Source organism: Actinoplanes couchii (assembly GCF_016862075.1).
Taxonomy (GTDB): Bacteria; Actinomycetota; Actinomycetes; order Mycobacteriales; family Micromonosporaceae; genus Actinoplanes; species Actinoplanes couchii.
In genome coordinates this window covers 78,035-102,714 of record NZ_BOMG01000097.1, presented here as the reverse complement: position 1 = coordinate 102,714, position 24,680 = coordinate 78,035, and the positions used below count along the sequence as shown (strand labels likewise).

The following is a 24,680-nucleotide window of genomic DNA, read 5'->3' as shown; positions in this document are numbered from 1 at the left end:
CGTGGATCTGGATGCGTACGTGGCCGAGCACGGCGGCGAATGGCGACGCCTGGAAGTGCTGGTGTCGCGGCGGCGACTGAACGCGGCCGAGGCCGATGAACTGGTGCTGCTCTATCAGCGGGCCGCCACCCACCTGTCGATCGTGCGCAGCCGCACCCCGGACGCGGTGGTCCTGGCGGATCTGTCGCGCCTGGTGCTGGCCGGGCGGGCGGCGATCACCCGCGGCAACCGGATGTCGTGGCGGCCGGTCGCGGACTTCTTCGCGGTACGCCTGCCGGCCGCCCTGTACCTGACCCGCGGCTGGTGGCTGACCGTGATGGCGATCATGGTGGTCGCCGCCTGGGGCCTGATCGCCTACGCGCTGGACCACCCGGACATGCTGACCAACTATTACGGCGGCCGCCCGGAGGAGGCGTCCCTGATCGACGACTTCGTCAACTACTACAGCGAATACCGCGCCGGTACGTTCTTCGGCCGGGTGTGGGTGAACAACGCGATGCTGGCCGCCCAGTGCCTGGCGTCCGGTGTCCTGATCCTGCCGGTGTTCTACCTGCTCGGGCAGAACCTGCTCGCGATCGGGATGGTCGGTGCGGCGATGTTCGACGCGGGCGCCGGCGACATCTACCTGACCTACATCGCCCCGCACGGCTTCCTGGAGCTGACGTCGATCTTCATCGGTGGTGGGGTGGGCCTGCGGATCGGCTGGTCGTGGATCGCGCCGGGCCCGCTGATGACCCGCCGCGAATCGCTGGTGCACTGGGCCCGGCACGGCATGGTGGTCGCGGTCGGCCTGGTCTTCGTGCTCCTGGTGGCCGGCATCCTGGAGGCCTGGGTGACCCCGTCACCGCTGCCCCCGATGATCCGGGTCGGCATCGGCGCCGGCCTGTGGCTGCTGTTCCTGTTCTACGCCCTGTTCTGGGGCGCCCAGGCAGCCCGCAAACCCACAACCTGATTTCGGTACGCCTACCCGAGCACCCGTGGCCACACCGCCGGCCAGGCGACCCGCCCGGACCGACCCGCGACCACCGGGCGTGTGCGCCCCTCCCGGTCACGGCCCGTATGCGCTTGAGTCTGATTCCTATCGTGAGAAGGAGCCCACGATGTAGGGGGAGACATGATCGGGGACATTGCTGACTCGGTCAGCGCGGTTGCGGTGGTCGTATCCCTCCTTCTGCTGGCCCGGCAGACCGCCAAACTGCGGGAACAGACGGAGATCACCAACCTGATGGGCCGCTACGAGGCGCTCAACTCGGCGAGCGAGCGCTACGACCAGGCTCTCATGCTGCTCGTCCAGTACCCGGAGCTGAGGCCGTACGTGCTGGACGGCCACCCCCTCGACGACGACGACCCGAATCGGGATCGGGCACTGCTGGTGGCCGACCTCATGGCCGGGGCGATCGACCATGCGAACCGGGTGTCCCAGCGGTTTCCGGATCCGCGGCACGACCAGGGCTGGCAGCGCATGGCGGTGGCGGCCTCGCGTCGTCCCGTCTTTCAGGCGGTGCTGTCCAGGAACCCGCACGAGTTCCCCGACCTGATGGCAGCCCTGGCCGACGCCGGCCGGCCGCTGGACGACGGCCCGGGTCAGGAGTCCCTCAGAGCCGGCCCGAGGCCTTGAGCAGCAGGTAGACGTCGGCGACCTGGCCGGCGAACGTGTCGGCGTCGGCGTCCACCACGGTCGCCCCGGCGTGCGCGAGGACGTCGCGCACCCGGTCGCGTTCGGCCAGCACCCGGTGCGCGGCCGCGGCCACGTGCACGTCCCCGGCGCCCGGGTCGGCCGGCAGGTGCGCGCGGCGGCTGACGTCCGGGTCACGGACCCCGGCGACGATCACCTTGTGCCGGGCGGTCAGCCGGGGCAGCAGCGGCAGCAGCCCGGCGATCATCGGCGCGGTGTCCAGAGCCGTGAAGATCACCAGCAGGGCGCGTTTGCGGTCCCGGCGCAGCATCTCCCGGCCGAGCAGGGCGAAGTCGGTCTCGGCCAGCACCGGTTCCAGGCTGGCCATCGCGTCGATCAGCCGGTTCGGTTTGCCGCGTTGCCCGCCGCCCTCGACCCGGACCCGGATCGCGCTGTCCAGGGCGATCAGGTCCACCCGGTCGTCGGCGCGCGCCGCCAGGACGCTCAGCAGCAGGGCGGCGTCGATCGAGGCGTCCAGCCGGGGCGCGTCCCCGATCAGCACCGACGAGGTACGCCCGGTGTCCAGGACGCAGAACACCCGGCGGTCACGTTCCGGGCGCCAGGTGCGCACCACCACGTCGTTGGCACGGGCGGTGGCCCGCCAGTCGATCGAGCGGACGTCGTCGCCGATCACGTACTCGCGCAGGTTGTCGAACTCGGTGCCGTGCCCACGCCCGCGGGTGACGATCGAGCCGTCGACGATCCGCAGCCGGGCCAGTTTCTCCGGCAGGATCCGCCGGGACGGGAACCGCGGCAGCACCCGCAGGTTCCACGGCGGGGTGTGTGCGGTGTTCCACCGGTGCGAGCGCTGCCGGTAGGCCAGCCCGAGCGGGCCCGCCGACCGCAACGTGACCCGCACGGCGGGCCGGTCCCCGTGCCGGGTCGGGGTGAGCGTGGTGGTCACCGACTGTTCGATACCGGCCCGCAGCGCGAGCGTGTGGAACAGCGGGCCGGCGCCGGCCGACGGCACCCACGCGTCGCGCAGGTTCAGCCGTACCGTACGCGAACCGGTGTTGGCGACCGTGAGGATCACCCGCGCCGAGCCGCCCAGCCAGACCGTGCGGTCGCCGTCGCGGCGCAGCCGCAACCCGGTCAGCGGCCCGGCCATCGCCGCGTCCAGCAGCGCGAGCAGCACCGCCGTCCCGGTGACGGCGGCGACGACCAGCCACGGGTGTGGCAGGAACACCGGCAGCGGCAACCCGAACGCCAGCAGCAACGCGAAACGGTGGGTGACCATCAGCGCGGTGCCGGCACCGTGGCCAGGACCGACGCGAGGATGCCCTCGACGGTGGCGCCGTCGAGTTCGGCGTCGGCGCGCAGCCGCACCCGGTGCCGCAGCGTCGGCACGGTCCACGCCTTGACGTCGTCGGGCAGCACGTACTCCCGGCCGCTGAGCCAGGCGGTCGCCTTCGCCACCGCGAGCAACGCGGTCGCACCCCGCGGGGAGGCGCCCAGCTCCAGGGCGGGCGCGACCCGGGTGGCCCGGCACAGGTCGACGATGTACGCCAGGACCGCATCGGCGACGTCGACGTGCTGGACGGCCTGGCGCCCGGCGATCAGGTCGGCGGGCCCGGCGACCGGGGTGACCCCGGCGGCCTTCAGGTCCCGCGGGTCGAAGCCCTGGTGGTGGGCGCGCAGGATCCCGAGTTCCTCGTCGCGCTGCGGCAGCGGCACCGACAGTTTCAGCAGGAACCGGTCGAGCTGCGCTTCCGGCAGCGGGTAGGTGCCCTCGTACTCGATCGGGTTCTGGGTGGCGGCGACCAGGAACGGCACCGGCAGCTGCCGGGCGGTGCCGTCCACGGTGACCTGCCGTTCCTCCATCGCCTCCAGCAACGCCGCCTGGGTCTTCGGCGGGGTCCGGTTGATCTCGTCGGCGAGCAGCAGGTTGGTGAAGACCGGCCCGGCCCGGAAGTTGAACGCGCCAGTGTGCGCGTCGTAGATCAGCGACCCGGTGACGTCACCGGGCATCAGGTCGGGGGTGAACTGGACCCGTTTGGTGTCCATGTCCAGGGCGGTGGACAGGGCCCGGATCAGCAGGGTCTTGGCCACGCCGGGGACGCCTTCGAGCAGCACGTGCCCGCCGCACAGCAGCGCGACCAGCACCCCGCCGACCACCGCGTCCTGACCGACGACGGCTTTGCCGACCTCGGCACGGATCCGGCCCAGTGCCTCGCGGGCTTCGGTGTTCACGACTGCTCTCCTTTGTCGGTACGGGGTGTGACGACGGTGTCGACCAGGGCTTGCAGCAGGGCCGCGGACTCGACCATGTCGGCGTTGCCGCGGGGCGGTTCGCCGTCCAGGATGTCGCGGACGTACCGGACCGGGAGCCCGGCCTGCGCGGCGATGTCCTCGACGCTCGCGTCCGGCGGCAGGCCCAGGTGCCGGGTGAGGGTACGCCGGGCGGCGGCGACCAGGATGTCCAGGGACTCGTCCCGGGCCCGGCCGCGCTGGTAGAGACGGGCGTGCCCGAGCATGGTCTCACCGGCCGGCACCCGCGACGGCAGCGGTTCGGCGACCGGGGTGCCGAGCCGCCGGGCGGCCGCGGCGGCCAGCGCGAGCAGGATCAGCGCGAGCAGCGCCAGGGTCGCCCACAGGGCGGGCGGGAACGACTTGGTCAGCGGATCCTGCTGCGGCCCGCCGGCCGACCCGGTGCCCTCGCCGGTGCCGGGTGACGCCTCGCCCTCACCGCCGGGGCCGTCGCCGCCGGTCCCGGTCCGCTCGACGGTGGCCGTCGGCTCGGCGGTCGGCGGGGGCGGCGGCGACCAGGTCGGCGACGACGACGGCACCGGCCGGTCCCGTTCGTGGACGTCCAGCCACACCACCCGGGACCGCTGCGACAGCAGCCCGACGGCCAGGGCGGCGTTGCCGTGCTCGGCGATCCGGTCGTCCCGGAACGGATCCGGCGAACCGACGACGGTCAGCGAGTACGTGTCGTCGATGATCATCGAGACCATCGCCCCCGAGTAGCAGACGATCGCCCGGCTCTGGGGCTCGTACTCGGTCCGCAGCACCGCGGCCGGCCCCGCGGTCTCGGCGACCGGTTCCGCACAGCCGGGTTCGGCGACCCGGGTGGTCCACCGGCTGCCGGCGGTCTGCACCGGCCAGTTGGTGCGCCGCAGCGTGCTGTTGGACGGGTTGACCGCCACCACCCGGGTGCCCGGCGGCAGCCCGTGCACCCGGGACAGGTCGGCCAGGTCGGGTGCGGGCAGGAACAGGGTGACCGGCTGGCCGACGGTGGCCTTGCCGAGCGCCTGTTCGGTGGTGGTGGCCCGGTCGACCCGGATCCCGGCGGCCCGCAGCCGTTCGGCCAGGGTGCCGCCGCTGATCTGCTCGGTGCGCTCCGGGGTCAGGTATTCCGGGTCGTCGGTGTCCGGGGTCTGGATCGCGTGCACGATCAGGGTGCCGGTGATCAGGGCGGTCAGGACGGCGAACGGGATGGCCGCCCGTTTCCAGCGCTTCATCGGCCCTCATTCGCGTGCAGGGTGTCGCGGACCTCGGTGGTGAGTTCCCGCATCCGCTGGTCCTCGCCGGGCCCGGCGGGCTGACGGCCGTACCAGATGCCGGAGAACAGGCCGGTCGCCCCGGTCAGGGCGGGGCCGACACCGGGGCGCCCGGCGGTGGCGTCGTCGGTCAGCTCGGCGGCGGTGGTGCCGGGTTCCGGGTCGATGACACCGGCGCGGGTCAGGTCGGCGACGGTCTCGCGCAGGCGTTCCCGGATGGCCTCGGCGTAACGGCCCTGCCCGGCGAGCTGGTCGGCGAGACCCCGCGCGATCTCGACGGTGTTGTCGCCCGAGTCGGCTGTCCGGTTTTCGGCTTTCGTGACGCGCCGGGTCTTCGGAGCCTTCTTCTTCGTCCGCCGCCAGCGGGGGAGCTTGAACCGGGGCAGCCGCCGCGGGATCCACGCCGGATAGAAATACCAGCCCGCCGCGATCAACCCGGTCACCGCGAACAGGATCAGCAGCATCATCGGCGGCGAGATCTTCTCGAACAGGTCGCCGAGGAACTCCTCGTACCCTCTCACCGGGTCACCTCCAGCGCCCGCACCGGATCGACACCCCGGCTCCGCGACCGGTTGACCGCGATGTCCAGGCCTTCGGTTCGGATCCGCACCTCCAGCAACAACACCGCGTTCAGGCAGGCCAGCGCCGCGTAGGCGACCGTGTTGGCCAACGTCCACGCCACCGGCACCGCCCACACCAGCCACGCCGACCCGGACACGCTGGCGAACAGGTCGGCCACCGCGAGCCAGCCGCTGCCCAGCGCCAGCCGCACCACCAGCCATGTCAGATATCCCAGGATCAGCACCCCGACCCCGCGCATGCCACCCCGGGTGGCCCGGCCCATCGACCGGCCGACCGCGGTCAGCGGATTGGCCGGCCGGTCCACGGTCAGCACCGCGGTGGCCATCGCGGTCAGCCCGTACGCCAGCGGCCACAGCACCAGCCCGGCCATCGCCGTCGCCCCGCACACCGCACCGACCAGCACCGCGATCAGCACCGCCGGAACCGGCCGGACCCGTTTCCACAGCGCCAGGTGCCCGGTGTCGCGGCCGAGCAGCGCCGGCCCGGCCGCGGCGCCGGCATAGGCGGCCAGCAGCGCGATGACGAACCCCTCGATCGCGAAGCCCAGCCCGAACACCGGCCACCAGCCCGGATCGGTGATCCGCGGCGGCACGTAGTAGTAGGGCGGCTGCATCCCGGCCCAGGCCCGCAGCCCGGACAGCAGCACCTGCTCACCGGCGGCCAGCACCAGCGCGACCGGCAGCAGCGGCAGGGCACGCTGCCGCAGCAGCGCCACCGCCGCGTCCAAGGTCTCGCCCGCGGTCATCGCCCGCAGAGGAACGACCCCCGTCTCCCCGTTCGACCGCATGGCGGGGATCCTAGGTCACCGCCTTTGGCTAGGTTTACGCACATGCGACTCTCGATCTGGCCCGGCACCGCCCAGCCGTACTCCGACATCCTCGACGTGGCCCGGCACGCCGCCGCCACCGGCTGGGACGGGGTCTGGGCCGCCGACCACTTCATGCCCAACCAGCCGGACGGCTCGTCGTTCATGCTGGAGGCCGGCAGCCTGGTCGCGGCCCTGGGCGCGCTGGTTCCGCGGGTCAGCATCGGCACCCTGGTCTACGGCAACACCTACCGGCACCCGGCGGTCCTGGCGAACATGGCGGTCACCGCCGATCACATCAGCGGCGGCCGGTTCGTCCTCGGTGTCGGCGCGGGCTGGCAGGTCAACGAGCACCGGCAGTACGGCATCGACCTTCCCCCGGTCAAGCAGCTGCTCGACCGGTTCGAGGAGGCGCTGCAGGTGCTGCACGGGCTGCTGCGGACCCCGGCGACCACCTTCCAGGGCACGTACTACCAGCTCACCGACGCGGTCTGCGAACCGAAACCGGTCCAGGACCCGCTACCGATCATGATCGGGGCCAAGGGCGAGAAACGGATGCTGCGGATGGTCGCGAAGTACGCCGACCAGTGGAACACCTGGGGCCTGCCGGACGTGATCGCCCACAAGTCGAAGGTCCTCGACGACCACTGCGCCGCCGAAGGCCGCGACCCGCAACAGATCCGCCGCACCGCACAGGCCCTGATCAGCGTCGACACCCCACTGCCGGACGGGCTGCGGGCCCCGGCGTTCGGCGGCAGCCCCGCCGCGGTCGCCGCGACGATCGACGAATACCGCCAGGCGGGCCTGGACGAGCTGATCGTCCCGGACCTCCTGCTCGGCACCGGCCCGGAAAGACTAAAGTCAATGGACAAGATCCTTTCTCTGGTACGGGCATGAAAAGCTAGGTGGCCACACCGCGAGGCAGGCGGCCCGTCCCGGCCGACTCGCGGCCGCCGGGCCGGAAGCGGCCCGTTTAAGATCCCTCGCGTGGTGACCACCCCCGAGCCCGACCCGGAACTGCGGGAGTCGGCGCTGATCGAGTCGTACCTCACCGACCCGGCCAACGCCGGCATCCGCTCCCTGCGCCTGTGCCTGACCGATTTCCACCACTCGGCCCGCCGCGCCGCCGTGGCCCTGTCCCGGCGCCGCTGGGAGCATTTGACGACGCTGTGGTTCGGGTACGAGTTCGAATACCTGTACGAGGACGCGATCACGTCCACGGGCCGCCGCCTGAGCCCTCTCGACTACTTGGGCACCGGTTTCGTGGGCGACGCGAGCGACGCCATGTGGCGTGCCCTGCCGGCCTTGCAGACCGTGACCATCGAGGGCGGCCTGCTGTTCGACACCCTGTCCTCGAACACCGTGACCCACCTGCGGCTGCGTGGCCCGGTGGGTTCCGACGGCTCCCTGTTCCCCGCCGAGCACCTGCCCGCGCTGACGACGTTGGAGCTGCAGACCGCATGCGACGTGTTCGGCACCGCGATCCCGGTGGAGCAGTTGCAGGAGCTGACCCCGTCCGCCCTGCCGTCCCTGCAGATCCTGGACCTGTCGAACGCCGAATTCGACGACGACCCCCGCGAGACCCTGGCCACCATGCCACTGACAAAACAACTGAGCGAACTACGCCTCCGACCGATGGACGACCAGGCGTGACCGGCGGCCCGCGAAGCTACTCCTCAGGTCTCTGACCTCACGATCTCGTCGGGCGAAGAGGCCCGTCGCACCGTCGACGTGGATGACCACCGTGTCATGGCGGTCGATCAGGTCGGAGATTCCCCTGGCCCGGATCGTGTCTGTCCAGGCCTCGATGGTGCGCCCGAACCAGGACGGAAGCCCACAGGGCCCGGCCACCGCATCCCAGAAGTCGTCGATCGTCTGCATCCGGGCACCACGCAGGTCCACGACGAGTTCCGCAGTCACCAGACCCCCTGCCACCAACGTTGCTCCCCTCCCTGATGGTGCGGCAAGCCCGCCGGGCCGGTGGTCGCGATCGTGGTTCCCGACGTCGAAGGAGAGGGCCGCCGCGTTTCATCCGGTCAGCGGTTCGGCGAGTCGACCCGGTTGAATGTGGCGGTGAACGCTCTTGAGCTTGCTGGAAGTCTGCCGGACATCGCGACGTGCGGGAGCGCTGTCGTGCGCTGGCGGTGCTGGAGGTGATCCTGAGCCCGAAGCAGGAGGCCCGGTACTACGCGTTCACGTCGTCGTGGTCGGACGGCGAGGAACTGGCGTCGATGGACAACGGCTGCGGGGACGCCTGGTCGATCCTGTTCTCGGCGGCGGGGGTGCGAACTGCTCGTCGGATGACTACCCCGTAAGTGGTCTTGAGTCAGCAGGAGCCCTTCCCTGGATCCGTTGTGGGTCTGGGGCACTGCGCGTCCTAGTGTTCAGACACCTGTACGATCCTATGTGGATTGCTGGTTGGTCGTGGTGGGGGTGTCGGGGTGGGGCGCAGGTTGCGGACGGTTGCTGAGCCGTTCGTGGTGGCTGTGCCGTCGGGTGCCCGGATCCGGGCCGGTGTTCATGCGTCGGACGTCGATCATCGGGTTTTGTTCGCGGTGGGCGGGTTTCTGGGGTCTCATGCGTCGCGGGATCTGGCGTGGCGGTCGTGGCTGGGTGACGGTGACGACCGGCGGGCGGTGCGGAAGAAGACGCTGACGGCTGCGGGGATGTCGTCGCGCTGGGCCGGTGCGATCACCCGGGCGAGTAATGATCAGTGGGCGTTGTCGTTGCGGGGCATGCAGGCAGCGGCTGCGGGTTGGCGGCAGGCGATCGCGGTGCTGGAGAAACGTATCGCCGCCCCGGTCGGCGGGGTGGCCGGTGCCGGCCGGTCGCGGGTGCGTGGGTATGCAACCCAGGCAGAACGCTGGCAGAAACAGCGCCGTCTGCAACAGTTGCGGCTTCGTCTCGCCGACGCCGAGCAACGGCTGAGTGAGGGCCGTCTGTCGATCGTGCGAGGCGGCCGGCGGCTGCTGCACCTACGTCATCATCTCGACCGGGCCGGGTTAACGGTCGGGGATTGGCAGGCCCGGTGGGATGCTGCTCGCTTGTTCCTGACCGCGGACGGTGAGACGGGCAAGCGGTTCGGCAACGAGACGATCCGGTGGAACCCGGCAGACGGTGGTGTGGAGATCAACCTCCCGGCACCGCTGGCGCATCTGGCGAACGCGCCGGTCGGGCGTTACCGGTTGTCGGCGGCGGTCCGGTTCAACTACCGTGCCGGCGAGGTCACCGACCGGGTGGTCGAGCATCAGGCGGTGCGGTACGACATCAGCTTCGACCCGGCCCGCAGCCGTTGGTTTCTCGACGCTTCCTGGGGCACCGGCGGCACCGCGTGGAAACCACCCCCGCTCGACGTTCTACAGCAGTCTGCGACGCTGGCGGTCGACCTGAACCACGGTCACCTCGCCGCAGTGGTTCTCGACCCGTGCGGGAACCCGGTCGGCCCACCACGGACAGTGCCGGCCGACCTGGCCGGACAGCCCGCCGGGGTGCGTGACGGCCGACTGCGGGCGGTGGTCTCGACGCTGATCCGCATCGCCGAACAGGCCGGGTGCGCGTCGGTGACGATCGAGGACCTGAATTTCACCGACGCCCGCACGACCGGCCGGGAGACGATGGGCCGCGGCAACCGGGGCAAACGGTTCCGGCGTATCGTGGCCGGACTACCGACCGGCAGGTTCCGAGACCGCCTGGTCGGCATGTGCGCGAACCGGCGGCTTGCCGTGGTCGCCGTCGATCCGGCGTACACGTCACGGTGGGGCGGCCGGCACTGGCAGCCACACCTACCCGGCTCGGTCACCACGACGGTCGCCGACGGCGACCTCATCTCACACACTTCCGGTCCGGCGTCGCGGCATCACGGCGCGGCAGTCGTGATCGGCAGACGCGGCCTCGGCCACCAGGCCCGACGTCGGACAGGCACACCCACAACCGACCGGAGAACACGGATCGGCACCCGCACGACGGGTGAGCGGGTAACCGCCGTCCAGACCGGACCGAAGGCCAGCACCGCACACACCCCGCCACCACCCGTAGGCGGTGTACCACGCCGGCATACCCGTGCCGTAACACGCGATACACCACAACGGCCGGTACGGGGTCAGGGGCATGGCAACCGTTCACACGCCCCGCCAGACAACGACGCAAACACTTGCGCACAGTCATTCTGAACGGTGTTCCTGCGCGGGTTTGACCACGAGTCGCCGATGAGCCCGGCGGTCAACGACGAAGAGTTGTGGCCGGGTCTGGTCGACACGGTGCCGGAGGTCTTCGCCGCGGCGGTCGGTTACGAGGGCACGCTGGAAGCCACGGTCTGCCTGTGGCGGCAGACCGGCGACGACCGTTGGCATGCCGGCGACATCGACTTCCCCGCCCGCCCCGACCCCGACGGCGCCGCCCGGCGAGGCCTACCACCGTTTCGCCGAGGACTACTACCAGAAGCCCGTCGCCCTCGACGCCGTCCGCGAGGTTTTCGCCTCGGCCCCACTGACCCCGTCCCTGGTCCGCCGCCTGAATCCCGGCCGGTCGGCGACCAGCCTGCTCGCCGACCTGTCCGACATCGGCTATCCCACACACCTGGCGTAGCGACGGCCCCGGTCACTACGGAGATCAGTCCGATCGACCGCGGGTCAGGCTTCCGGGTTTCTGCGCCGGAGCAGGATGGTGGCGAGGGCGGCTGTGGCCAGGGCGAGTAGGGCCCAGGTGCTGGTCGCGGCGGCCTCGGGGACCGGGAGGCGGGTGCTGGTCTCGTGCGGGTGGGCCTGCTCAGTCATGATCTTGACGGTAGCGGGCGTGGTCCAGGGTGGGCCGGCGCCGGGTGGTTGGATCGTCGGGTGGCTATGTCTTTGCGGGGGCGGGTTCGGCGGGCTTTTCGGCTCGGGGTTGTTCTTGATCTGGGTAGGGCTGTCGTGGATGCGGCTCTGCTCGCCGGGCTGCTGCGGGACGGGGGCGGGCGTCTTGATCTGCGGGGTGGGCGGATCTGCGGGTCGCTGGATCTGACCGGGATGCGGGTGGCCATGCCGGTGCGGTTGCGGGACTGTGCTGTCGAAATGCCGCTTCTGCTCGATCACGCTGATCTGGTCTCGCTGGATCTGGGCGGGTGTGTTCTTGCCGGGGTTCGGGGTGGTGGGGTGCGGGTTGCCGGGGATCTGGTGATCCGTGACGCCGGTGTCGGTGGGGACGTGGATCTGCTGTCGGCCCGGGTCGGTGGGGTCGTCGAGCTGGATCGCAGCCGGGTGGACGGTGGGGTGTTCGTGCAGCGGTCGGAGATCGGGGGCGGGGTTCATCTGCGGGATGCGGTCGTGGCGCGGGGGCTGCGGATGGCGGGGGCCCGGATCGGGGTCAACGTGGATCTCAGCCGGGCCCGGGTCGGGATCATCGGAGACCCCCGGGCCATCAGAGATCCCCGGGCCATCGGAGACCCCGGGGCCGCCAGAGGATCCGGGGCCGCCGGGGGTTTCGGGGCGGCCATCACCGGTGGGGGTGTCACCGTCGGTGGGGCTGTCTTCGGGCACGATCTTGTTGCCGAAGGGGAGATCCACCTCGTGGGGGCCCAGGTCACCGGGGCGATCACGTTGCAGAACACCACGCTGTGCGGGCCGGACGACGGTTACGCGCTGCTGCTGATCGAAGCGCAGGCCCGGCTGCTCACGTTGCGGCCGGCGCCGGACTCGACCGGGACCGTCAGTCTGCGCGACGCCCGGGTGGGGCGGCTGGTCGACGATCCGGTGAACTGGCCGCGACGGTGCCGGATCGAGCTGGACGGGCTCACCTATGAGCGGTTGAGCCGCCGGTCGGAGGACACCGTGGGCTGGTCGGTGCGGCAGCGGCTGGCGTGGATGGGGCGGTTCGTGGTCGGGGTGGCGCCGGGGCCCTACGACCAGCTGGCGGCGGCTCTGGCCCGGGACGGGCGGGAGCAGGACGCCCGGCGGGTGCTGGTGGTGCGCGAGCGGCGCCGGTATAGGGCGGCGGGCTGGGCGGGCGCGGTGTGGGGTGCGGTGCAGGAGGCCGGGATCGGGTTCGGGTACCGGCCGGTGCGGGCGCTGCTGTGGCTGCTGCTGGTGGTGGCGGGCAGTACCGGCTGGTTCGCGTGGTCGGGGCCGCTGCGGGCGGTGAAGGCCGACGAGGCGCCGACCTGGGATCCGTTGCTGTACAGCGTCGACGTGCTGGTGCCGTTGCTGGATCTGGGGCACGACAAGGCGTTCGATCCGGTGGGTGCGGACAAGGCGGTGATGCTGGCGGTGATGGCGGCCGGCTGGATCCTGGCGACCACGGTGATCGCCGGCGCGGGCCGGGCGCTGGGCCGCGACGGCCGGTGACGATCATCGCGTTGTAGGGGTGTGACCTGCGCGGATACTCTCCTGCGCGTGCAACCGGGGGAAACGGATGATGTGCTGCGCTGGCTGGCCCTCGGGTTCTGTCTGGCGGCGGCGCTGGCGCTCTACGCGGCGGTGACCACGATCCGCCGGCAGTGGCGGCTGTCGCGGCACGGGGTGAAGACGCGCGGGGTGGTGGTGCGGCATCAGGCCCGCCGGTCGGGTTTCCATCCGGTGGTGGCGTTCGCTGACGAGCACGGGATCCGCCGGGAGGTGGCCTCACCGTTGGGTACCAGTGTGCGCTGGCCCCGGGTGGGCCGGGAGTTGCCGGTGCATCATCTGCCGGGGCGCCCGCAGACCGCGGAGCCGGACACGGGGGCGCACCGGTTCTGGTCGTTGTCGCTGGTCCTGCTGGTCGCGGTGATCTTCCCAATGGCGTCGGCGCTGCTGTGCCGGCTGGCGTTCTTCTGATCGATTTCTGACGGTGCCGGCCCGCCGACTCCCGGCGGTCGCGGGTCGGTCCGGGCGGGCCGCATCGCTCGCGGGGCCGCCACGGGACTATGGCAGGCGCGTACCGGAAAAAGGTTTTGCGGCGGCCCAGGCGGCGATGGCGGCGCGGTTCGACAGACCTAGTTTCGCGCCTATGTTGCGGATGTGGGTGTCGACGGTGCGGGCGCTGATCCGTAGCCGGAGTGCGATCTGTGGGCTGGTCAGGCCGTCGGCGACGAGGCGGGCGATCTCGTGTTCGCGGGTGGTGAGGCCGCCGCCGGTGGGGGTGGAGGCCCGGCGGGAGACCGGTTCGCCCAGGGCGATGCGGATGGCGTGCTGGTGGCCCTGGCGGCCGGCGGTGATCTCGGTGTGCAGGGCGGGTTCGCCGAGGACGGCGGTGATCAGTTCGCGGGCGCGGCGGTCGCTGTCGGCGAACGGGCGTAGTCCGGCCAGGTCGACGCCGAGGCGTTTGCGGCGGGCGGTGCCGGCGCCGAGCAGCCAGGCGGCGCGGCGGGCCTCGCCCTGGTCGGGGGTGCCGGCGAGGCGGGCGGCGATGATCCAGGCGGCGAGTTCGATGCTCCAGGTCTGTCCCCACCTGTCGTTCATCGATCGTTGGGCGCGCAGGCAGCGGTCGAGCAGGGCGGTGGCGCGGTCCAGGTCGCCGGCGCGCTGGGCGGCCAGGGCGGCGGTCCACAGTGCCCACGACACGGCCCAGGGTGCTCCGGAGCGTTCGGCTTCGGCGAGGTACTCGGTGGTGGCGGTGTGTGCGTCGACGTCGGTGAAGGCGCTGCCGATGGCCCACATCATGGTGGCCATGTGGCCGTCGCCGCCGCCGGCGGCGCGGGCGGCGTGCAGGGCGGGCAGTACGGCCGGGTCGGCGTCGAGCAGGACGGCGGCGGCGTCGGGGGCGAACGGGCTGTCGCGGGCGGCTTTCAGCAGTTCCCGGGTGGCGTCCGGGCGGCCCTGGGTGGCGGCGATCCAGGCGGCGGCGCCGGCGGTGACGGCCCGGTCGACGGGGTCGGGGTGGGCCAGGACGCGGTGCAGGCGGGTGGCGGCCAGGTCGAGGAAGCCGGCGAAGAACGGGGCGCGGGTGCGGACCAGGTCGCGGCACAGGGCGCGGGCGGCGGCGATGTCGCCGCGGTGCAGGCTGTGGTCGACGGCGGTGACGATGTCGGGGACCTCGTCGCGGACGCCGGCCATCACGTCGAGTTCGTCCGTGCCGTACCAGGTGTCGGCGGCGCGGGCGAGGTAGTCGCGGTAGTGGTCGCGGTGCCGGTCGCGGGCGGTGGTGGGGTCTTCGAGGCGGCGCAGCCCGTATTCGCGCAGGGTGTCCAGCATGGTGAATCGTGCCGGGTGGGTGTCGGTGGCGGCGATCAGCACGGATTTGTCGACCAGGCCGTCGATGGTGTCGGCGGCGTGGTCGTCGCCGGAGACGGCGCGGGCGGCGGCGGTGGTGAACGGTCCGGCGAAGACGCTGGTGGCCGCCCACAGGGCCTGTTCGGCGGGGGTGCACTGGTGGTAGCTGAGGTCGACGACGCGCTGCAGTGGGGTGAGCAGTCCGAAGCGGTCGCCGGTGCGTTCGATGAGTTCGGGCAGGCTCATGGTGCGGGCCCGCCCGGCGGCGAGTTTGACCGCCAGGGGCAGTCCGTCGAGGTGGCGGCAGAGTTTCTCGACGGCGGCGCGGTCGGTCAGGGCGGCGGGGGTGACGCCGCCGGCGGTGGCCAGGGCGGTGAACAGGCGGGCAGCGTCGGGGACGCTCAGCGGGGGCACGGCGACGGTGTGTTCGCCGTCGACGCCGAGGCGCTGGCGGGAGGTGGCCAGGATCCGTAGCCGGGGTGCGGCGCGCAGCAGGTCGGTGGCGGCGGCCGCGGCTTGCGCGACGACCTGGTCGCAGGTGTCCAGGATCAGGACGCGGGGGCGCCGGTCGAGGTGGGCGGCGATCACGTCGGGGCCGGTGGGGCCGTGGTGGTGGATGCCGAGGGCGATGGCGAGGTGTTCCCACAGCCGGGCCGGGTCGGTCAGGGTGCCGAGGTCGGCGAGGCGGACGTGGTCGAGGCCGGCGGCCACGCGCAGGGCGAGGCGGGTCTTGCCGGTGCCGCCGGGGCCGGTGAGGGTGATCAGCCGGGCCCGGCCGAGCAGTGCGGTGACGTCGGTGAGCAGGTCGTCGCGCCCGATGAAGGGGCTGAGGTCGAGCGGGAGCCTGTCGATCACCGGCGAACCCTACCGTCATCTACGGAGACGTGGCGGGGCAGCCCTACGTATTTGCCCGGATGCGCCAGTGGTGCCGGTCGATGCAGAATCTTGGCCGGTGCCGCTCGGCCGCCCCCCAGTAATGGCCGGGCGGTACCGGCGTCCACCTGGGCTTTTTGCACGGGGGTGAGCCCAGGTGGACGTCTTTCGTAGCGGTTTGTCACGACCGGGGTGTTCTCACGCCCCGGTCGTTTTTTGTGCCCACCCGTTCTATGGTTAGTTAGTCAACCGAAGAACCAGGGAGGCCGGGTGTTCGACGACCGGAGCCCGATCTACCGGCAGATCGCCGATCAGATCAAGGACGACGTGTTCCGTGGCCTGCTCGCCGCCGGAGCGCAGGTGATGTCCACCAACCAGTACGCCGCCTACTACCGCATCAACCCCGCCACCGCCGCGAAAGCGTTCCAGCAGCTCGTCGACGAGGGTGTGCTCTACAAGCGCCGCGGGGTCGGCATGTTCGTCCACGACGGCGCCCAGCAGCGGCTGCGGGAGCAGCGCCGGGAGCGGTTCTTCGCCCAGGTGCTCGAGCCGATGGCCGCCGAGGCCCGGGAGCTGGGCATTCCGGTCGCCGACGTGGTGGCCCGCATCCATCAACTGATCCCGGGAGACGACCGATGATCGCCACGAACGCGCTGCAGGTCCGCTACGGCGACACGATCGCCGTGCACGATCTGGATCTCGAGCTGGCCGCGGGCCGGATCTACGGTCTGCTGGGCCGTAACGGCGCCGGCAAGACCAGCCTGCTGTCCACCCTGGCCGGGTTCCGGAAACCGTCGGCGGGCACCGTCACCCTCGACGGCCGCCCGGTCTTCGAGACCCTCGAATCCACCTCCCGGATCTGCCTGATCGGCGACGACGGCGCGGTCGGGGACGGCACCGACCGGCTGCGTGACATCCTCGACATGGCCGCCACGCTGCGCCCCGGCTTCGACACCGGTTATGCCGCGCACCTGATGGACCGCTTCGCCCTGGACCGGAAGAAGACCCTGGGCGCGTTGTCGCGGGGGCAGCGGTCGGCGTTCGGGGTGGTCGCCGGGCTGGCGTCGCGGGCGGCGCTGACCATGTTCGACGAGGCGCATCTGGGGATGGACGCCCCGACCCGGCAGCTGTTCGCCGACGAGCTCCTGGCCGATTATGGGGCGCATCCGCGCACGTTCCTGCTGTCGACGCATCTGATCGAGGAGCAGAGCCCGCTGTTCGAGCAGGTCCTGATCCTGCACGAGGGCCGGCTGCTGTGGCGCGGCGACGTCGACGACCTGCGGTCGCGGGGCATCGCGGTGACCGGCCCGGCGAGCGTGGTCGACGACTTCGTGTACGGGCTGACGGTGCTCGCCGAACGGGCGCTGGGCCCGACCAAGCAGGTCACCCTCTACGGCGACCTCGACGACGAGCACCGGAAACTGGCCGCCCGCTACGGCCTGGAGCTGGGGCCGGTGGCCTTGCAGGACCTGTTCATCCACTTGACCGGAGGTGTGCCGTGACCCGTTTTCCCATCGCCCGTTACCTGTTGCTGAACCACACCCCGTTCCTGGCGATGTGCCTCGGTGGGCTGGCCCTGTTCGGTGCGGTCGCCCTGGGGGTGACGGCGGCGCTGACGACGGTCACGCTCAGCGTCGCCGACATCGGCGGGCAGATCCTGCACTGGCTGGCGTTCGGGTACGGGTTCAGCGCGGCCGGGGTGCTGTCCACGATGATCGTGCACGGCCGCACCCGGCGCGAGTTCATCACCCAGCACGCGGTGTTCCAGGTGATCACCGCGGGTCTGCTGGCCCTGCTGGTGACCGGGGTATACGCGGCCGAGGCCGGGGTGTACCGGCTGGCCGGCTGGGAGCGGCGCCTGCAGGAGCATCACGTGTTCGGCGCCGGCGACTATCCGATGATCTTCGTGGCGTACTGGAGCATGCTGGCGATCGCCCTGATGATCGGCGCGTTCGTCGGGGTGGCGTTCCTGCGCGGGGACGCCGCGATCTTGTGGGCGCTGCTGGCCGCGGTGGTCCTGGTCCTGGCCGCCGGTGGGGTGAACGGGTTCTTCAGTCTCGGGTTCAACCGCCTGGACCTGGAGTCGCTACCGCTGACAGCCGGGTTGAGCGTGCCGCTGTTCGTGGCCGGGTGGGCGGCGCTGTGGCTGGCCGCGCGGGACGTGGCGGTGCGTACTAAGGTGCCCGCGTGAATCGAACTCTGCTGGTCACCGGGGGTAGCGGGTCGCTGGGGCGCCGGGTGATGGCCCGGGCGTCGGGCTGGCGGGCGGTGGGCACCTACGTGTCCGCGCCGTCGGCGTCGGCGACCGTGCACCTGGACATCCGTGACCCCGCCTCGGTGCGGCGGGTGATCGCGGAGGTCCGCCCCGGCGCGATCGTGCACACCGCGGCCGGCCGGGATCGCGGCGACTGGGCGGCCACCGCCGACGGCGCCGCCCACGTGGCCCTGGCCGCTGCCGGGATCCGTCTGGTGCACGTCTCCAGCGACGCGATCTTCAGTGGCCGGCTGGGGGAGTACGACGAACAGGCGCTGCCCGATCCGGTGTATCCGTACGGTGCGGCGAAGGCTGCCGCCGAGACCGCCGTCCGGGCGATCGACCCGACGGCCGCGATCGTGCGCACGTCGCTGATCCTCGGTGACGGCAACGGGGCCCATGAAAACCTGACCCGGGACCTGATCGCCGGCCGGGTGAAAGGTGCGCTGTTCACCGACGAGATCCGTAAGCCGGTGCACGTCGACGACCTGGCCGACGCGCTCCTCGAACTGGCCGCCGGTGATCATGCCGGGGTGCTGAACGTGGCCGGCGCCGATCCGATCAGCCGCTACGACCTGGGTGTGCTGGTGGCCCGCCGCGACGGCCTGGACGCCACGGCGATTCCGGCGGCGTCCCTGAAAGAGCTGGGCCTGGCCCGGCCGGCGGATCTGCGGCTGCTGACGGCGAAGGCGGAGAAGCTGCTGTCGGTACGGCTGCGGGGCGCCACGGAATTCGTTCGCCCCGGGACCGTCTGACCCAGATACTGGCGCGATGAGCACGAGCCGCACGATCCGGGTCACCGTCCGCGGATCCTTCGACAAGCTGTCCGACGCCCAGAAGGCGGAGCTGATCGCCGCCGGTGACCGGCACGCCGACATCCTCGCCGTGGAGTATTCCGAGCAGGGCCATCTGACGTACGACCTGGCGGCCCGGCCGTTCTTCACCTTCCGTTTCGGGGAGACCGTGAGCGACGAGGCGCAGGTGCCGAAGGTGACCGCCCGGGCGGAGGCCAAGGCGGCGGCGTGGATGACCGAGCGGGGGTACGGGTTCAAGCGGATCACCTCGCAGACGGTCGACCTGTCGGAGGTTCCGCTCGGCAAACGCGGCCGCAAGCTCCAGGGCTGAACAGGTCAACCGTAGGTTGACGATCCAGGATCGTCAACCTACGGTTGACGCTATGACGACTACACCACGTCTCGACGATCTCATCCACGCCGTCTCCGCCGGCCGGCCCGACAGCCCTCTGGACGCGCTGTCCGACGCCGTCGCCCTCTCCGAGCGTCTCGGGGAACTCGCCGACCACCTGATCGGCCACTTCGTCGACCAGGCCCGCCGCTCCGGCGCGTCCTGGACCGAGATCGGCCGCAGCATGGGCGTCAGCAAACAGGCCGCCCAGAAACGTTCCGTCCCGGCCACCGACCCGTCGCGCGGGTTCGAGCGCTACTCCGCAGCGGCCCGCGCCGCCGTGGTCGCCTCGATGGCGCACGCCGCCCGGCTGCGGCACGCCGAGATCACCCCCGGCCACCTGGTCCTCGGCCTGCTCGACCAGGACGACAGCCTCGCCGTGCAGGCCGTCCTGGCCCAGAACCGCACCGTGGCGGAGCTGCGCGAGCAGGTCACCGCCCCGGCCGGGGACGCCGAGACCCGGCCGCTGATCCCGTTCGACGCCCGCTCCCGCAAGATCCTGGAACTCACCTTCCGCGAAGCGCTGCGCCTGGGCCACGACCTCGTCGGCACCGGTCACGTCCTGCTCGCCGCCCTGGAGGAGGGCGAATCCCTCGGCCTGGACAAATCGGGCGTCGAGCAGACCGTGACCGCCGGCCCGCAGGAGCAGTGACGCACTTGAGGAAAAAATCGCGGTGCAACCAACCAGCAACCGAGAGCACCCGTCCGTTGCACCCGTAGCCGCGAAAAGTTCCCCCTGGACGCCGGTCAGCCGACACAGGGGGAACCGCAATGATGGTCACCACCAGCCAGGAAGAGCTCATCCGCGACAACATGGCGCTGGTCGGTCACATGGTCCGCGAGACGCTGTTCAAAGTGCCCCCGCACGTGCACCGCGACGACCTGGCCTCGGCCGGGTACGCCGCCCTGGTGACCGCCGCCCAGGCCTTCGACCCCGGGCGCGGCATCCCGTTCGGCCGGTTCGCCGCCGTCCGGGTCCGCGGCGCCCTGCTCGACGAGCTGCGCGGCATGGACTGGGCGTCGCGCTCGGTGCGCGCCCGGGCCCGCCGCGCCGACGTGGCCCGCGAGGAACTCACCCGCCGGCTCGGCCGCACCCCCACCGCCGAGGAGCTGGCCGAACTGCTCGGCGTCGCGGTCGGTGAGCTGGCCACCATCGACGACGACGTCCAGCGCGCCGCGGTGCTGTCGCTGCAGGGCTTCACCGTCGGCAGCGCCGAGGACATGGTCACCGAGACCGCCCTGAACCCCGAGGAGATGCTCCTGCACCGCGAGCGCCTGGGCTACCTGCACGACGCGGTGACCGTGCTGCCCGAGCGCCTGCGGTTCGTGGTCGAGGCGTCGTTTTTGCGCGAGCGGCCGCTGTCGGAGGTCGCCGAGCAGCTCGGTGTCACCGAATCCCGGGTCTCCCAGCTGCGCACCGAGGCCCTGGCCCTGCTGCGCGACGGCCTGAACACCCACATGGAGCAGCGGTTGTCGCCGGTGGCCAAGGACGGGTGTGTGGCCCGGCGCCGCGCAGCCTACGCCGCGCAGATCGCCGAGAGTTCCACGATGGCGTCGCGCCTGGCCGCCACGGACGCCCAGGGTCAGCTGCTGGCCGCCTGATCGCCGGTACGCCGTACGTAGACGTCCTCCAGGCCGTCCTCGGGATCCCACTGCTCGCCGATCTTCTTGAATCCCAGCCGGGTGGCGACCTTACGGCTGCCGACGTTGTCCGGCCGGATGCTCGCGCGCACCGCGGTGACCCGTGGGTCGGCGTCGGCGCGGCGCAGCAGCTCGATCAGGATCGCGGTGGCGTACCCGCGCAGCCGGTGTTCCGGTGCGACCGTGTAGCCGACCTCGACCGTCCCGTCGGCGTCCGGCGGCCCGTGGAACCCGCCGTGGCCGACGATCACCCCTTCGGGTTCGGCTATCACCGCCCGGGCGATCCAGTCCGCGGCCTGCGGGTCACGGCGGATGTCGTCCAGGCGTACCCGCCACAGCCAGTTCTCGTCGACCAGGAACGAGCTGAGCGGACACCCGGCCGCGGCGCTCGCGGCGTCCAGATCGCCGTCGATGAGCGCGGCCAGGGCGGCGGGGGAGAGCTTGAGCAAGCGGATGGTCGCCATGGCCGCATGATCACACAACGTGGTGACCCACGGCACCAATCAGTTGTGCACAATTAAATTGCGGGCTACTGTTCTGGTCATGCGCGAGAGCACCGCACTGGACCAGATGATCTGCTTCCAGCTCTACGCGGCCAGCCGCGCCATGACCGCGCTCTACCGGCCGCACCTGGAACCCCACGGCCTCACCTACCCCCAATACCTCGTCCTGCGCGTGCTCTGGCACGACGGCCCCACCACGATCCGTGACCTCGGCCGCACCCTCAAACTCGACTCCGGCACCCTCAGCCCCCTGCTGAAACGCCTCGAGACCCAGGGCCACATCACCCGCGTCCGCGCCACCCACGACGAGCGCACCGTCTGGATCCACCCCACCGACACCGGCCACGCGCTGCAGACCGCCATCGGCGACCTCACCCAGGAACTCGTCTGCGCCACCGGCCTCACCGTCGACGAACTCACCCAGCTGCACACCCTCCTGCACCGCGCCCGCGGCACAGGAAACACCACCCCTCCGGAGGAACCCGTATGAGCACGCTCTACACCGCGTCCGCCACCGCCACCGGCGACGGCCGCAACGGTCACGTCCGCTCCAGCGACGGCGTCCTCGACTTCGACCTCGCCATGCCCAAGGAGCTCGGCGGCGCGGGCGGCGCCCTGACCAACCCCGAGCAGCTGTTCGCCGCCGGCTACGCCGCCTGCTTCCACAGCGCCCTCAAGCGCGTCGCCGGCCTGCAGAAGATCAAGCTGGAGGACACCGCCATCACCGTCGACGTCGGCATCGGCCCGCTGCCCTCCGGCAACGGCTTCGGCCTGTCGGTGACCATCGAGGCCGAGCTGCCCGGTCTGGACGAGGCGACCGCCAAGGCCGTCCTGGACGCCGCCCACCAGGTCTGCCCCTACTCCAACGCCACCCGCGGCAACATCGAGGTAACCCTCAACCTGGCGTGATCGCAGAAAAAGGCCGGGCCGTCGGCGGCCCGGCCTTTTTCATGCCCGCTCTCGCTACCCCGCCCGTTTCACCTCGGCCCAGAAGAACCGCCAGCCCACGGTTCCGACCTCCGCCGACCATCCGAGTTCCGCCAACCGCTGCCGCAACCGCCCCGGATCGTGCAGAACCTTGACCGCCCGGAACCGCTGAACCCCACCGACCTCACGATGCACCGCCGGCGCGGGCTGTCCCGGCGCCCGATGCTCCACCGCGTCCACCGCCGGCAGTTCGTCGATCACGAACACCCGCCCACCCGGCACCAGACAATCCGCGACAAGAGCCCAAAACCTTTCAAACCGCTGCTCCGGTACGTGGGACAGCCACGCCGAGAAGAACACGAAGTCGAACCGTGCCTCCGGCCGCCACCCGAACAGATCAGCCTCAACGAGGTGAGCATCGACCTTGCCCCGGCAGATGGCCAGAGCCTCCGGAGCGGCGTCGACAGCCGTCACCGACGACGCGAGCCTGACGAGTTCGACGGTCCACTGCCCGGTCCCGCAGGCCAGCTCCAAAGTCCGGCCCAGCGGCGCGAGCCCCTCCAGCCTGGCCACCAGCTCCGCCCGCGCCTCCGTATCGGCATGCGAATCCAGGGGATAGGTGGCGTCGTACTCCCCGGCCCGCGCCCGGTAGTAGGCGACCTGCTCGGCCAGCAGCCGGTCCAGCTCCCCGTCCACCTACGCCTCACCCCGGCGGCCGGATCCCGGGCACTGCTCCGGCGGCGTGAACGCCCGGATCGTCGCGTCATGCCGCGCCACCAGGCCGTCGACGGTCAGCGCCACCACCCGTCTGCACACCGGGCAGCGTCCCCGCCGGGCGGTCATCAGCGGTTGGCGAAGACGAACGCGCCCTCGACGTTCGGCTCCGGACGGTGCAACAGTTCCGCCTCCACCGTGAACCCGGCCTCCCGCAACCAGCCCGACACCCGCTGCGCCGGACGCCGGTGCACGTACACGTTCATCGGATGCCCGCCGTACCCCTCCGACTTCAGCTTGCTGCCGTCCCCGGCATGGAACCCGACCAGCAGCGCCCCACCCGGCCGCAGCACCCGCCGGAACTCGGCCAGTACCCCGGGCACCTCGTCGTCGGGTACGTGGATCAGCGAGAACCAGGCCAGCACCCCCGCCAGGGAACCGTCCGCCACGTCCAGGGCCGTCATCGACCCCTCGTCGAACCGGATGCCCGGATGCTCCCGCCGCGCCACCTCGACCATCCCCGGCGACAGGTCGATACCGAACACGTCGAGGCCCTGCTCCCGCAGATAACCACTGATCCGCCCCGGCCCACACCCCACATCCGCCACCGGCCCGGCCGGCCGCGCCCGCAGCACCTCGGCGAACAGCCCGAGAATGCCCCGCTGGAACGGCTCACCCGCCAGCGCGTCACGCAGCATGTCGGCATAACTGACCGCGACCGTGTCGTACGAGATCCGGGTGTCCTGCACCCAATCAGGAACGCGCATGCCGCGCACCCTAGCCCGCCCCGGCCACCCCCGGTTCCCCGCCCCGGCCCCTAGGATTCGACCGTGACCGATGCCGCACGCCGCCGGCCCCTGATCGCCGCCGCCACCGCCCTCGGCCTGGTCACCATCGCCTGGCTGGGCATGTACCTCTACACCCGCACCGACCAGGTCGTCGCCGTAGCCCCGGCAGCAGCGTCACCGTCTCCCGCGGCCCGCGCCTACGCCTGTCTCGAGACCCACGACGGCAGAACCGACATCGCAGCACGCGGCCCGAACGCCGAATGCGAGCGTCTGGGCGCCGAACACGCCCGCCGCAACATCCCTCGCGACGACCAGCAGCAGGCAGCCGTGTCCGCCCTGCCCCTGATCCGCAAGGCTTTCCACACCGGTACCAGCACCACCTGCCATCCCCGCACCGGCACCAGATGCGAGACGACGACCGCGCCACCGTTCCTCATCCGCGAGGCCATCCAGCAGGCAGGCTTCGCCGACACGGTGGTCCGCCCCGCCCAGCCCGGCGAACTGGCCCCCGAAGGCGAAACCGTCGCCGCGGTCTCGGTAGGCACCTGGTGCGTCCTGGTCACCCGCTCCCAGAGCTGGTTCCTCGGCACACTCCCCGACGGCACCTGCCTACAACCATGACCGTCAGGAGACCCGGCATGACGATCACCAACGCCCGGTTCGTGTGGCCGATCGGCAACGACATCGTCCTGATCCCGCGCACTCCGGCGATCACCGCCTGGATCGGGCGCCGGCCGAGCTACGCGCGCAGGACTACCCGGTGCTCGACTCCGACGTGGCCCCAGTTGTTGCTGTGCACCGCAATGGCAATGTGCTGGTGCTGGTCGGAGGACGACTGACTGGACGCCGTGTCGGCCGCTGGTGCACCGGGGGCGGGTTCCGGATCCAGGTGCGTGACGTCGAGACGGGTGATGTCACGGGCGGCGATCACGACCATGAGGACCTGCAGCGGATGCTGCTCACCATCCGCGGTGACGCGAACTCGCCCAGCTCGACACCGACGGCTACCGGCCGCTGCGGCCGGCCGAGGCCGGCCGCGGCAAGTAACTGACCGACGGCTCCGTGAGCGACGGG

General features: G+C 71.5%; 30 protein-coding genes and 1 pseudogene. 20 read left to right on the top strand and 11 right to left on the bottom strand.

Annotation, left to right across the window (positions count from 1 at the left end; genetic code table 11):
* Window position 1 precedes the first annotated feature (1 nt).
* Window positions 2-952: a stage II sporulation protein M gene (locus tag Aco03nite_RS39285; RefSeq protein WP_203805661.1), complete on the top strand. Its 951-nt coding sequence runs from the start codon at window positions 2-4 to the stop codon at window positions 950-952.
* Window positions 953-1,114: 162 nt separating this feature from the next.
* Window positions 1,115-1,618, top strand: a complete 504-nt coding sequence (locus Aco03nite_RS39280; RefSeq protein ID WP_203805659.1) for a hypothetical protein — start codon at window positions 1,115-1,117, stop codon at window positions 1,616-1,618.
* On the opposite strand, the gene Aco03nite_RS39275 is transcribed toward Aco03nite_RS39280, so the two are convergent.
* Genes Aco03nite_RS39275 through Aco03nite_RS39255 form a run of 5 tightly spaced genes read right to left on the bottom strand, consistent with a single transcriptional unit; the run spans window position 1,596 to window position 6,544 of the window.
* Window positions 1,596-2,912, bottom strand: coding sequence for a DUF58 domain-containing protein (locus Aco03nite_RS39275; protein ID WP_203805657.1), 1,317 nt, complete (start codon window positions 2,910-2,912; stop codon window positions 1,596-1,598). The genes Aco03nite_RS39280 and Aco03nite_RS39275 overlap by 23 nt on opposite strands.
* Window positions 2,912-3,865, bottom strand: coding sequence for an AAA family ATPase (locus tag Aco03nite_RS39270; RefSeq protein ID WP_203805656.1), 954 nt, complete (start codon window positions 3,863-3,865; stop codon window positions 2,912-2,914). Before Aco03nite_RS39270 ends, Aco03nite_RS39275 begins: the two co-directional genes overlap by 1 nt.
* Window positions 3,862-5,136, bottom strand: a complete 1,275-nt coding sequence (locus tag Aco03nite_RS39265; protein WP_203805654.1) for a DUF4350 domain-containing protein — start codon at window positions 5,134-5,136, stop codon at window positions 3,862-3,864. The genes Aco03nite_RS39270 and Aco03nite_RS39265 overlap by 4 nt, the downstream gene beginning before the upstream one ends.
* Complete coding sequence (locus tag Aco03nite_RS39260; protein WP_203805652.1) at window positions 5,133-5,696, bottom strand: DUF4129 domain-containing protein; 564 nt, start codon at window positions 5,694-5,696, stop codon at window positions 5,133-5,135. The genes Aco03nite_RS39265 and Aco03nite_RS39260 overlap by 4 nt, the downstream gene beginning before the upstream one ends.
* On the bottom strand, window positions 5,693-6,544 hold the full coding sequence (locus tag Aco03nite_RS39255; RefSeq protein ID WP_203805650.1) for a hypothetical protein: 852 nt from the start codon (window positions 6,542-6,544) through the stop codon (window positions 5,693-5,695). The genes Aco03nite_RS39260 and Aco03nite_RS39255 overlap by 4 nt, the downstream gene beginning before the upstream one ends.
* A 42-nt stretch (window positions 6,545-6,586) precedes the next feature.
* Between Aco03nite_RS39255 and Aco03nite_RS39250 the strand changes: the two genes are divergently transcribed.
* Both Aco03nite_RS39250 and Aco03nite_RS39245 read left to right on the top strand, forming a co-directional pair.
* Window positions 6,587-7,459 (top strand): TIGR03560 family F420-dependent LLM class oxidoreductase, encoded by an 873-nt coding sequence (locus Aco03nite_RS39250; protein ID WP_203805648.1) that lies wholly within the window; start codon window positions 6,587-6,589, stop codon window positions 7,457-7,459.
* A 90-nt stretch (window positions 7,460-7,549) separates the two neighbouring features.
* Complete coding sequence (locus Aco03nite_RS39245) at window positions 7,550-8,215, top strand: hypothetical protein (protein ID WP_203805646.1); 666 nt, start codon at window positions 7,550-7,552, stop codon at window positions 8,213-8,215.
* Here Aco03nite_RS39245 and Aco03nite_RS39240 read toward each other — a convergent pair.
* A complete protein-coding gene (locus tag Aco03nite_RS39240) occupies window positions 8,183-8,482 on the bottom strand; it encodes a barstar family protein (RefSeq protein WP_203805644.1) in 300 nt (99 codons plus the stop codon). The genes Aco03nite_RS39245 and Aco03nite_RS39240 overlap by 33 nt on opposite strands.
* A 197-nt stretch (window positions 8,483-8,679) precedes the next feature.
* On the opposite strand from Aco03nite_RS39240, the gene Aco03nite_RS39235 reads away from it, so the two are divergent.
* The 3 genes and pseudogenes from Aco03nite_RS39235 to Aco03nite_RS54585 form a co-directional block, all read left to right on the top strand.
* Window positions 8,680-8,877, top strand: coding sequence for a hypothetical protein (locus Aco03nite_RS39235; RefSeq protein WP_203805856.1), 198 nt, complete (start codon window positions 8,680-8,682; stop codon window positions 8,875-8,877).
* A 126-nt stretch (window positions 8,878-9,003) separates the two neighbouring features.
* Window positions 9,004-10,731: a hypothetical protein gene (locus Aco03nite_RS39230; protein WP_203805642.1), complete on the top strand. Its 1,728-nt coding sequence runs from the start codon at window positions 9,004-9,006 to the stop codon at window positions 10,729-10,731.
* 6 nt (window positions 10,732-10,737) lie between these two features.
* Window positions 10,738-11,146: pseudogene (locus Aco03nite_RS54585) on the top strand (hypothetical protein); the annotation flags it as partial.
* 44 nt (window positions 11,147-11,190) lie between these two features.
* Here the strand turns inward: Aco03nite_RS54585 and Aco03nite_RS39220 are convergent.
* Window positions 11,191-11,334: a hypothetical protein gene (locus Aco03nite_RS39220; protein ID WP_203805640.1), complete on the bottom strand. Its 144-nt coding sequence runs from the start codon at window positions 11,332-11,334 to the stop codon at window positions 11,191-11,193.
* Window positions 11,335-11,469: 135 nt separating this feature from the next.
* On the opposite strand from Aco03nite_RS39220, the gene Aco03nite_RS39215 reads away from it, so the two are divergent.
* Both Aco03nite_RS39215 and Aco03nite_RS39210 read left to right on the top strand, forming a co-directional pair.
* Entirely contained in the window at window positions 11,470-12,879 is a 1,410-nt protein-coding gene (locus tag Aco03nite_RS39215; protein ID WP_203805638.1) for a hypothetical protein, read from the top strand.
* A 48-nt stretch (window positions 12,880-12,927) separates the two neighbouring features.
* The gene (locus Aco03nite_RS39210) at window positions 12,928-13,347 is read left to right on the top strand and encodes a DUF3592 domain-containing protein (protein ID WP_203805637.1); all 420 of its coding nucleotides are present in this window, start codon (window positions 12,928-12,930) and stop codon (window positions 13,345-13,347) included.
* A gap of 87 nt (window positions 13,348-13,434) precedes the next feature.
* On the opposite strand, the gene Aco03nite_RS39205 is transcribed toward Aco03nite_RS39210, so the two are convergent.
* Window positions 13,435-15,576: an ATP-binding protein gene (locus Aco03nite_RS39205; RefSeq protein WP_203805635.1), complete on the bottom strand. Its 2,142-nt coding sequence runs from the start codon at window positions 15,574-15,576 to the stop codon at window positions 13,435-13,437.
* Between the two features lie 288 nt (window positions 15,577-15,864).
* Here Aco03nite_RS39205 and Aco03nite_RS39200 point away from each other — a divergent pair, with 288 nt between their 5' ends.
* The 7 genes from Aco03nite_RS39200 to Aco03nite_RS39170 all read left to right on the top strand — a co-directional run bounded on the left by Aco03nite_RS39200 (window position 15,865) and on the right by Aco03nite_RS39170 (window position 20,635).
* On the top strand, window positions 15,865-16,233 hold the full coding sequence (locus tag Aco03nite_RS39200) for a GntR family transcriptional regulator (protein WP_203805632.1): 369 nt from the start codon (window positions 15,865-15,867) through the stop codon (window positions 16,231-16,233).
* The gene (locus tag Aco03nite_RS39195; protein WP_203805630.1) at window positions 16,230-17,096 is read left to right on the top strand and encodes an ATP-binding cassette domain-containing protein; all 867 of its coding nucleotides are present in this window, start codon (window positions 16,230-16,232) and stop codon (window positions 17,094-17,096) included. The genes Aco03nite_RS39200 and Aco03nite_RS39195 overlap by 4 nt, the downstream gene beginning before the upstream one ends.
* Entirely contained in the window at window positions 17,093-17,785 is a 693-nt protein-coding gene (locus Aco03nite_RS39190) for a hypothetical protein (RefSeq protein ID WP_203805628.1), read from the top strand. The genes Aco03nite_RS39195 and Aco03nite_RS39190 overlap by 4 nt, the downstream gene beginning before the upstream one ends.
* Window positions 17,782-18,603 (top strand): sugar nucleotide-binding protein, encoded by an 822-nt coding sequence (locus Aco03nite_RS39185; RefSeq protein ID WP_203805626.1) that lies wholly within the window; start codon window positions 17,782-17,784, stop codon window positions 18,601-18,603. The genes Aco03nite_RS39190 and Aco03nite_RS39185 overlap by 4 nt, the downstream gene beginning before the upstream one ends.
* Window positions 18,604-18,619: 16 nt before the next feature.
* Window positions 18,620-18,973, top strand: a complete 354-nt coding sequence (locus Aco03nite_RS39180; RefSeq protein ID WP_203805624.1) for a DUF6204 family protein — start codon at window positions 18,620-18,622, stop codon at window positions 18,971-18,973.
* 52 nt (window positions 18,974-19,025) lie between these two features.
* Entirely contained in the window at window positions 19,026-19,685 is a 660-nt protein-coding gene (locus tag Aco03nite_RS39175) for a Clp protease N-terminal domain-containing protein (RefSeq protein WP_203805622.1), read from the top strand.
* A 119-nt stretch (window positions 19,686-19,804) separates the two neighbouring features.
* Window positions 19,805-20,635 carry a sigma-70 family RNA polymerase sigma factor gene (locus tag Aco03nite_RS39170; protein WP_203805620.1) on the top strand — a complete coding sequence of 277 codons (831 nt, stop codon included), beginning with the start codon at window positions 19,805-19,807 and terminating at the stop codon, window positions 20,633-20,635.
* On the opposite strand, the gene Aco03nite_RS39165 is transcribed toward Aco03nite_RS39170, so the two are convergent.
* The gene (locus tag Aco03nite_RS39165) at window positions 20,617-21,138 is read right to left on the bottom strand and encodes a GNAT family N-acetyltransferase (RefSeq protein ID WP_203805618.1); all 522 of its coding nucleotides are present in this window, start codon (window positions 21,136-21,138) and stop codon (window positions 20,617-20,619) included. The genes Aco03nite_RS39170 and Aco03nite_RS39165 overlap by 19 nt on opposite strands.
* A gap of 79 nt (window positions 21,139-21,217) precedes the next feature.
* Between Aco03nite_RS39165 and Aco03nite_RS39160 the strand changes: the two genes are divergently transcribed.
* Window positions 21,218-21,667, top strand: coding sequence for a MarR family winged helix-turn-helix transcriptional regulator (locus Aco03nite_RS39160; RefSeq protein WP_203805616.1), 450 nt, complete (start codon window positions 21,218-21,220; stop codon window positions 21,665-21,667).
* Window positions 21,664-22,086, top strand: coding sequence for an organic hydroperoxide resistance protein (locus Aco03nite_RS39155; protein ID WP_203805614.1), 423 nt, complete (start codon window positions 21,664-21,666; stop codon window positions 22,084-22,086). Before Aco03nite_RS39160 ends, Aco03nite_RS39155 begins: the two co-directional genes overlap by 4 nt.
* 54 nt (window positions 22,087-22,140) lie before the next feature.
* Here Aco03nite_RS39155 and Aco03nite_RS39150 read toward each other — a convergent pair whose 3' ends face one another.
* Both Aco03nite_RS39150 and Aco03nite_RS39145 read right to left on the bottom strand, forming a co-directional pair.
* Complete coding sequence (locus Aco03nite_RS39150) at window positions 22,141-22,800, bottom strand: class I SAM-dependent methyltransferase (RefSeq protein WP_203805612.1); 660 nt, start codon at window positions 22,798-22,800, stop codon at window positions 22,141-22,143.
* Window positions 22,801-22,946: 146 nt separating this feature from the next.
* The gene (locus Aco03nite_RS39145; protein WP_203805610.1) at window positions 22,947-23,585 is read right to left on the bottom strand and encodes a class I SAM-dependent methyltransferase; all 639 of its coding nucleotides are present in this window, start codon (window positions 23,583-23,585) and stop codon (window positions 22,947-22,949) included.
* Between the two features lie 63 nt (window positions 23,586-23,648).
* On the opposite strand from Aco03nite_RS39145, the gene Aco03nite_RS39140 reads away from it, so the two are divergent.
* Complete coding sequence (locus tag Aco03nite_RS39140) at window positions 23,649-24,227, top strand: hypothetical protein (RefSeq protein WP_203805608.1); 579 nt, start codon at window positions 23,649-23,651, stop codon at window positions 24,225-24,227.
* 139 nt (window positions 24,228-24,366) lie between these two features.
* Window positions 24,367-24,657 carry a hypothetical protein gene (locus tag Aco03nite_RS39135; RefSeq protein WP_203805606.1) on the top strand — a complete coding sequence of 97 codons (291 nt, stop codon included), beginning with the start codon at window positions 24,367-24,369 and terminating at the stop codon, window positions 24,655-24,657.
* Window positions 24,658-24,680 lie beyond the last annotated feature (23 nt).

Coding starts and splice junctions, on each gene's coding strand:
- Aco03nite_RS39280 (WP_203805659.1), top strand. CDS start 1,115: ATGATCGGGGACATTGCTGACTCGGTCAGCGCGGTTGCGGTGGTCGTA.
- Aco03nite_RS39160 (WP_203805616.1), top strand. CDS start 21,218: ATGCGCGAGAGCACCGCACTGGACCAGATGATCTGCTTCCAGCTCTAC.
- Aco03nite_RS39170 (WP_203805620.1), top strand. CDS start 19,805: ATGATGGTCACCACCAGCCAGGAAGAGCTCATCCGCGACAACATGGCG.
- Aco03nite_RS39255 (WP_203805650.1), bottom strand. CDS start 6,544: ATGCGGTCGAACGGGGAGACGGGGGTCGTTCCTCTGCGGGCGATGACC.
- Aco03nite_RS39265 (WP_203805654.1), bottom strand. CDS start 5,136: ATGAAGCGCTGGAAACGGGCGGCCATCCCGTTCGCCGTCCTGACCGCC.
- Aco03nite_RS39180 (WP_203805624.1), top strand. CDS start 18,620: ATGAGCACGAGCCGCACGATCCGGGTCACCGTCCGCGGATCCTTCGAC.
- Aco03nite_RS39155 (WP_203805614.1), top strand. CDS start 21,664: ATGAGCACGCTCTACACCGCGTCCGCCACCGCCACCGGCGACGGCCGC.
- Aco03nite_RS39175 (WP_203805622.1), top strand. CDS start 19,026: ATGACGACTACACCACGTCTCGACGATCTCATCCACGCCGTCTCCGCC.
- Aco03nite_RS39250 (WP_203805648.1), top strand. CDS start 6,587: ATGCGACTCTCGATCTGGCCCGGCACCGCCCAGCCGTACTCCGACATC.
- Aco03nite_RS39165 (WP_203805618.1), bottom strand. CDS start 21,138: ATGGCGACCATCCGCTTGCTCAAGCTCTCCCCCGCCGCCCTGGCCGCG.
- Aco03nite_RS39220 (WP_203805640.1), bottom strand. CDS start 11,334: ATGACTGAGCAGGCCCACCCGCACGAGACCAGCACCCGCCTCCCGGTC.
- Aco03nite_RS39275 (WP_203805657.1), bottom strand. CDS start 2,912: ATGGTCACCCACCGTTTCGCGTTGCTGCTGGCGTTCGGGTTGCCGCTG.
- Aco03nite_RS39195 (WP_203805630.1), top strand. CDS start 16,230: ATGATCGCCACGAACGCGCTGCAGGTCCGCTACGGCGACACGATCGCC.
- Aco03nite_RS39145 (WP_203805610.1), bottom strand. CDS start 23,585: ATGCGCGTTCCTGATTGGGTGCAGGACACCCGGATCTCGTACGACACG.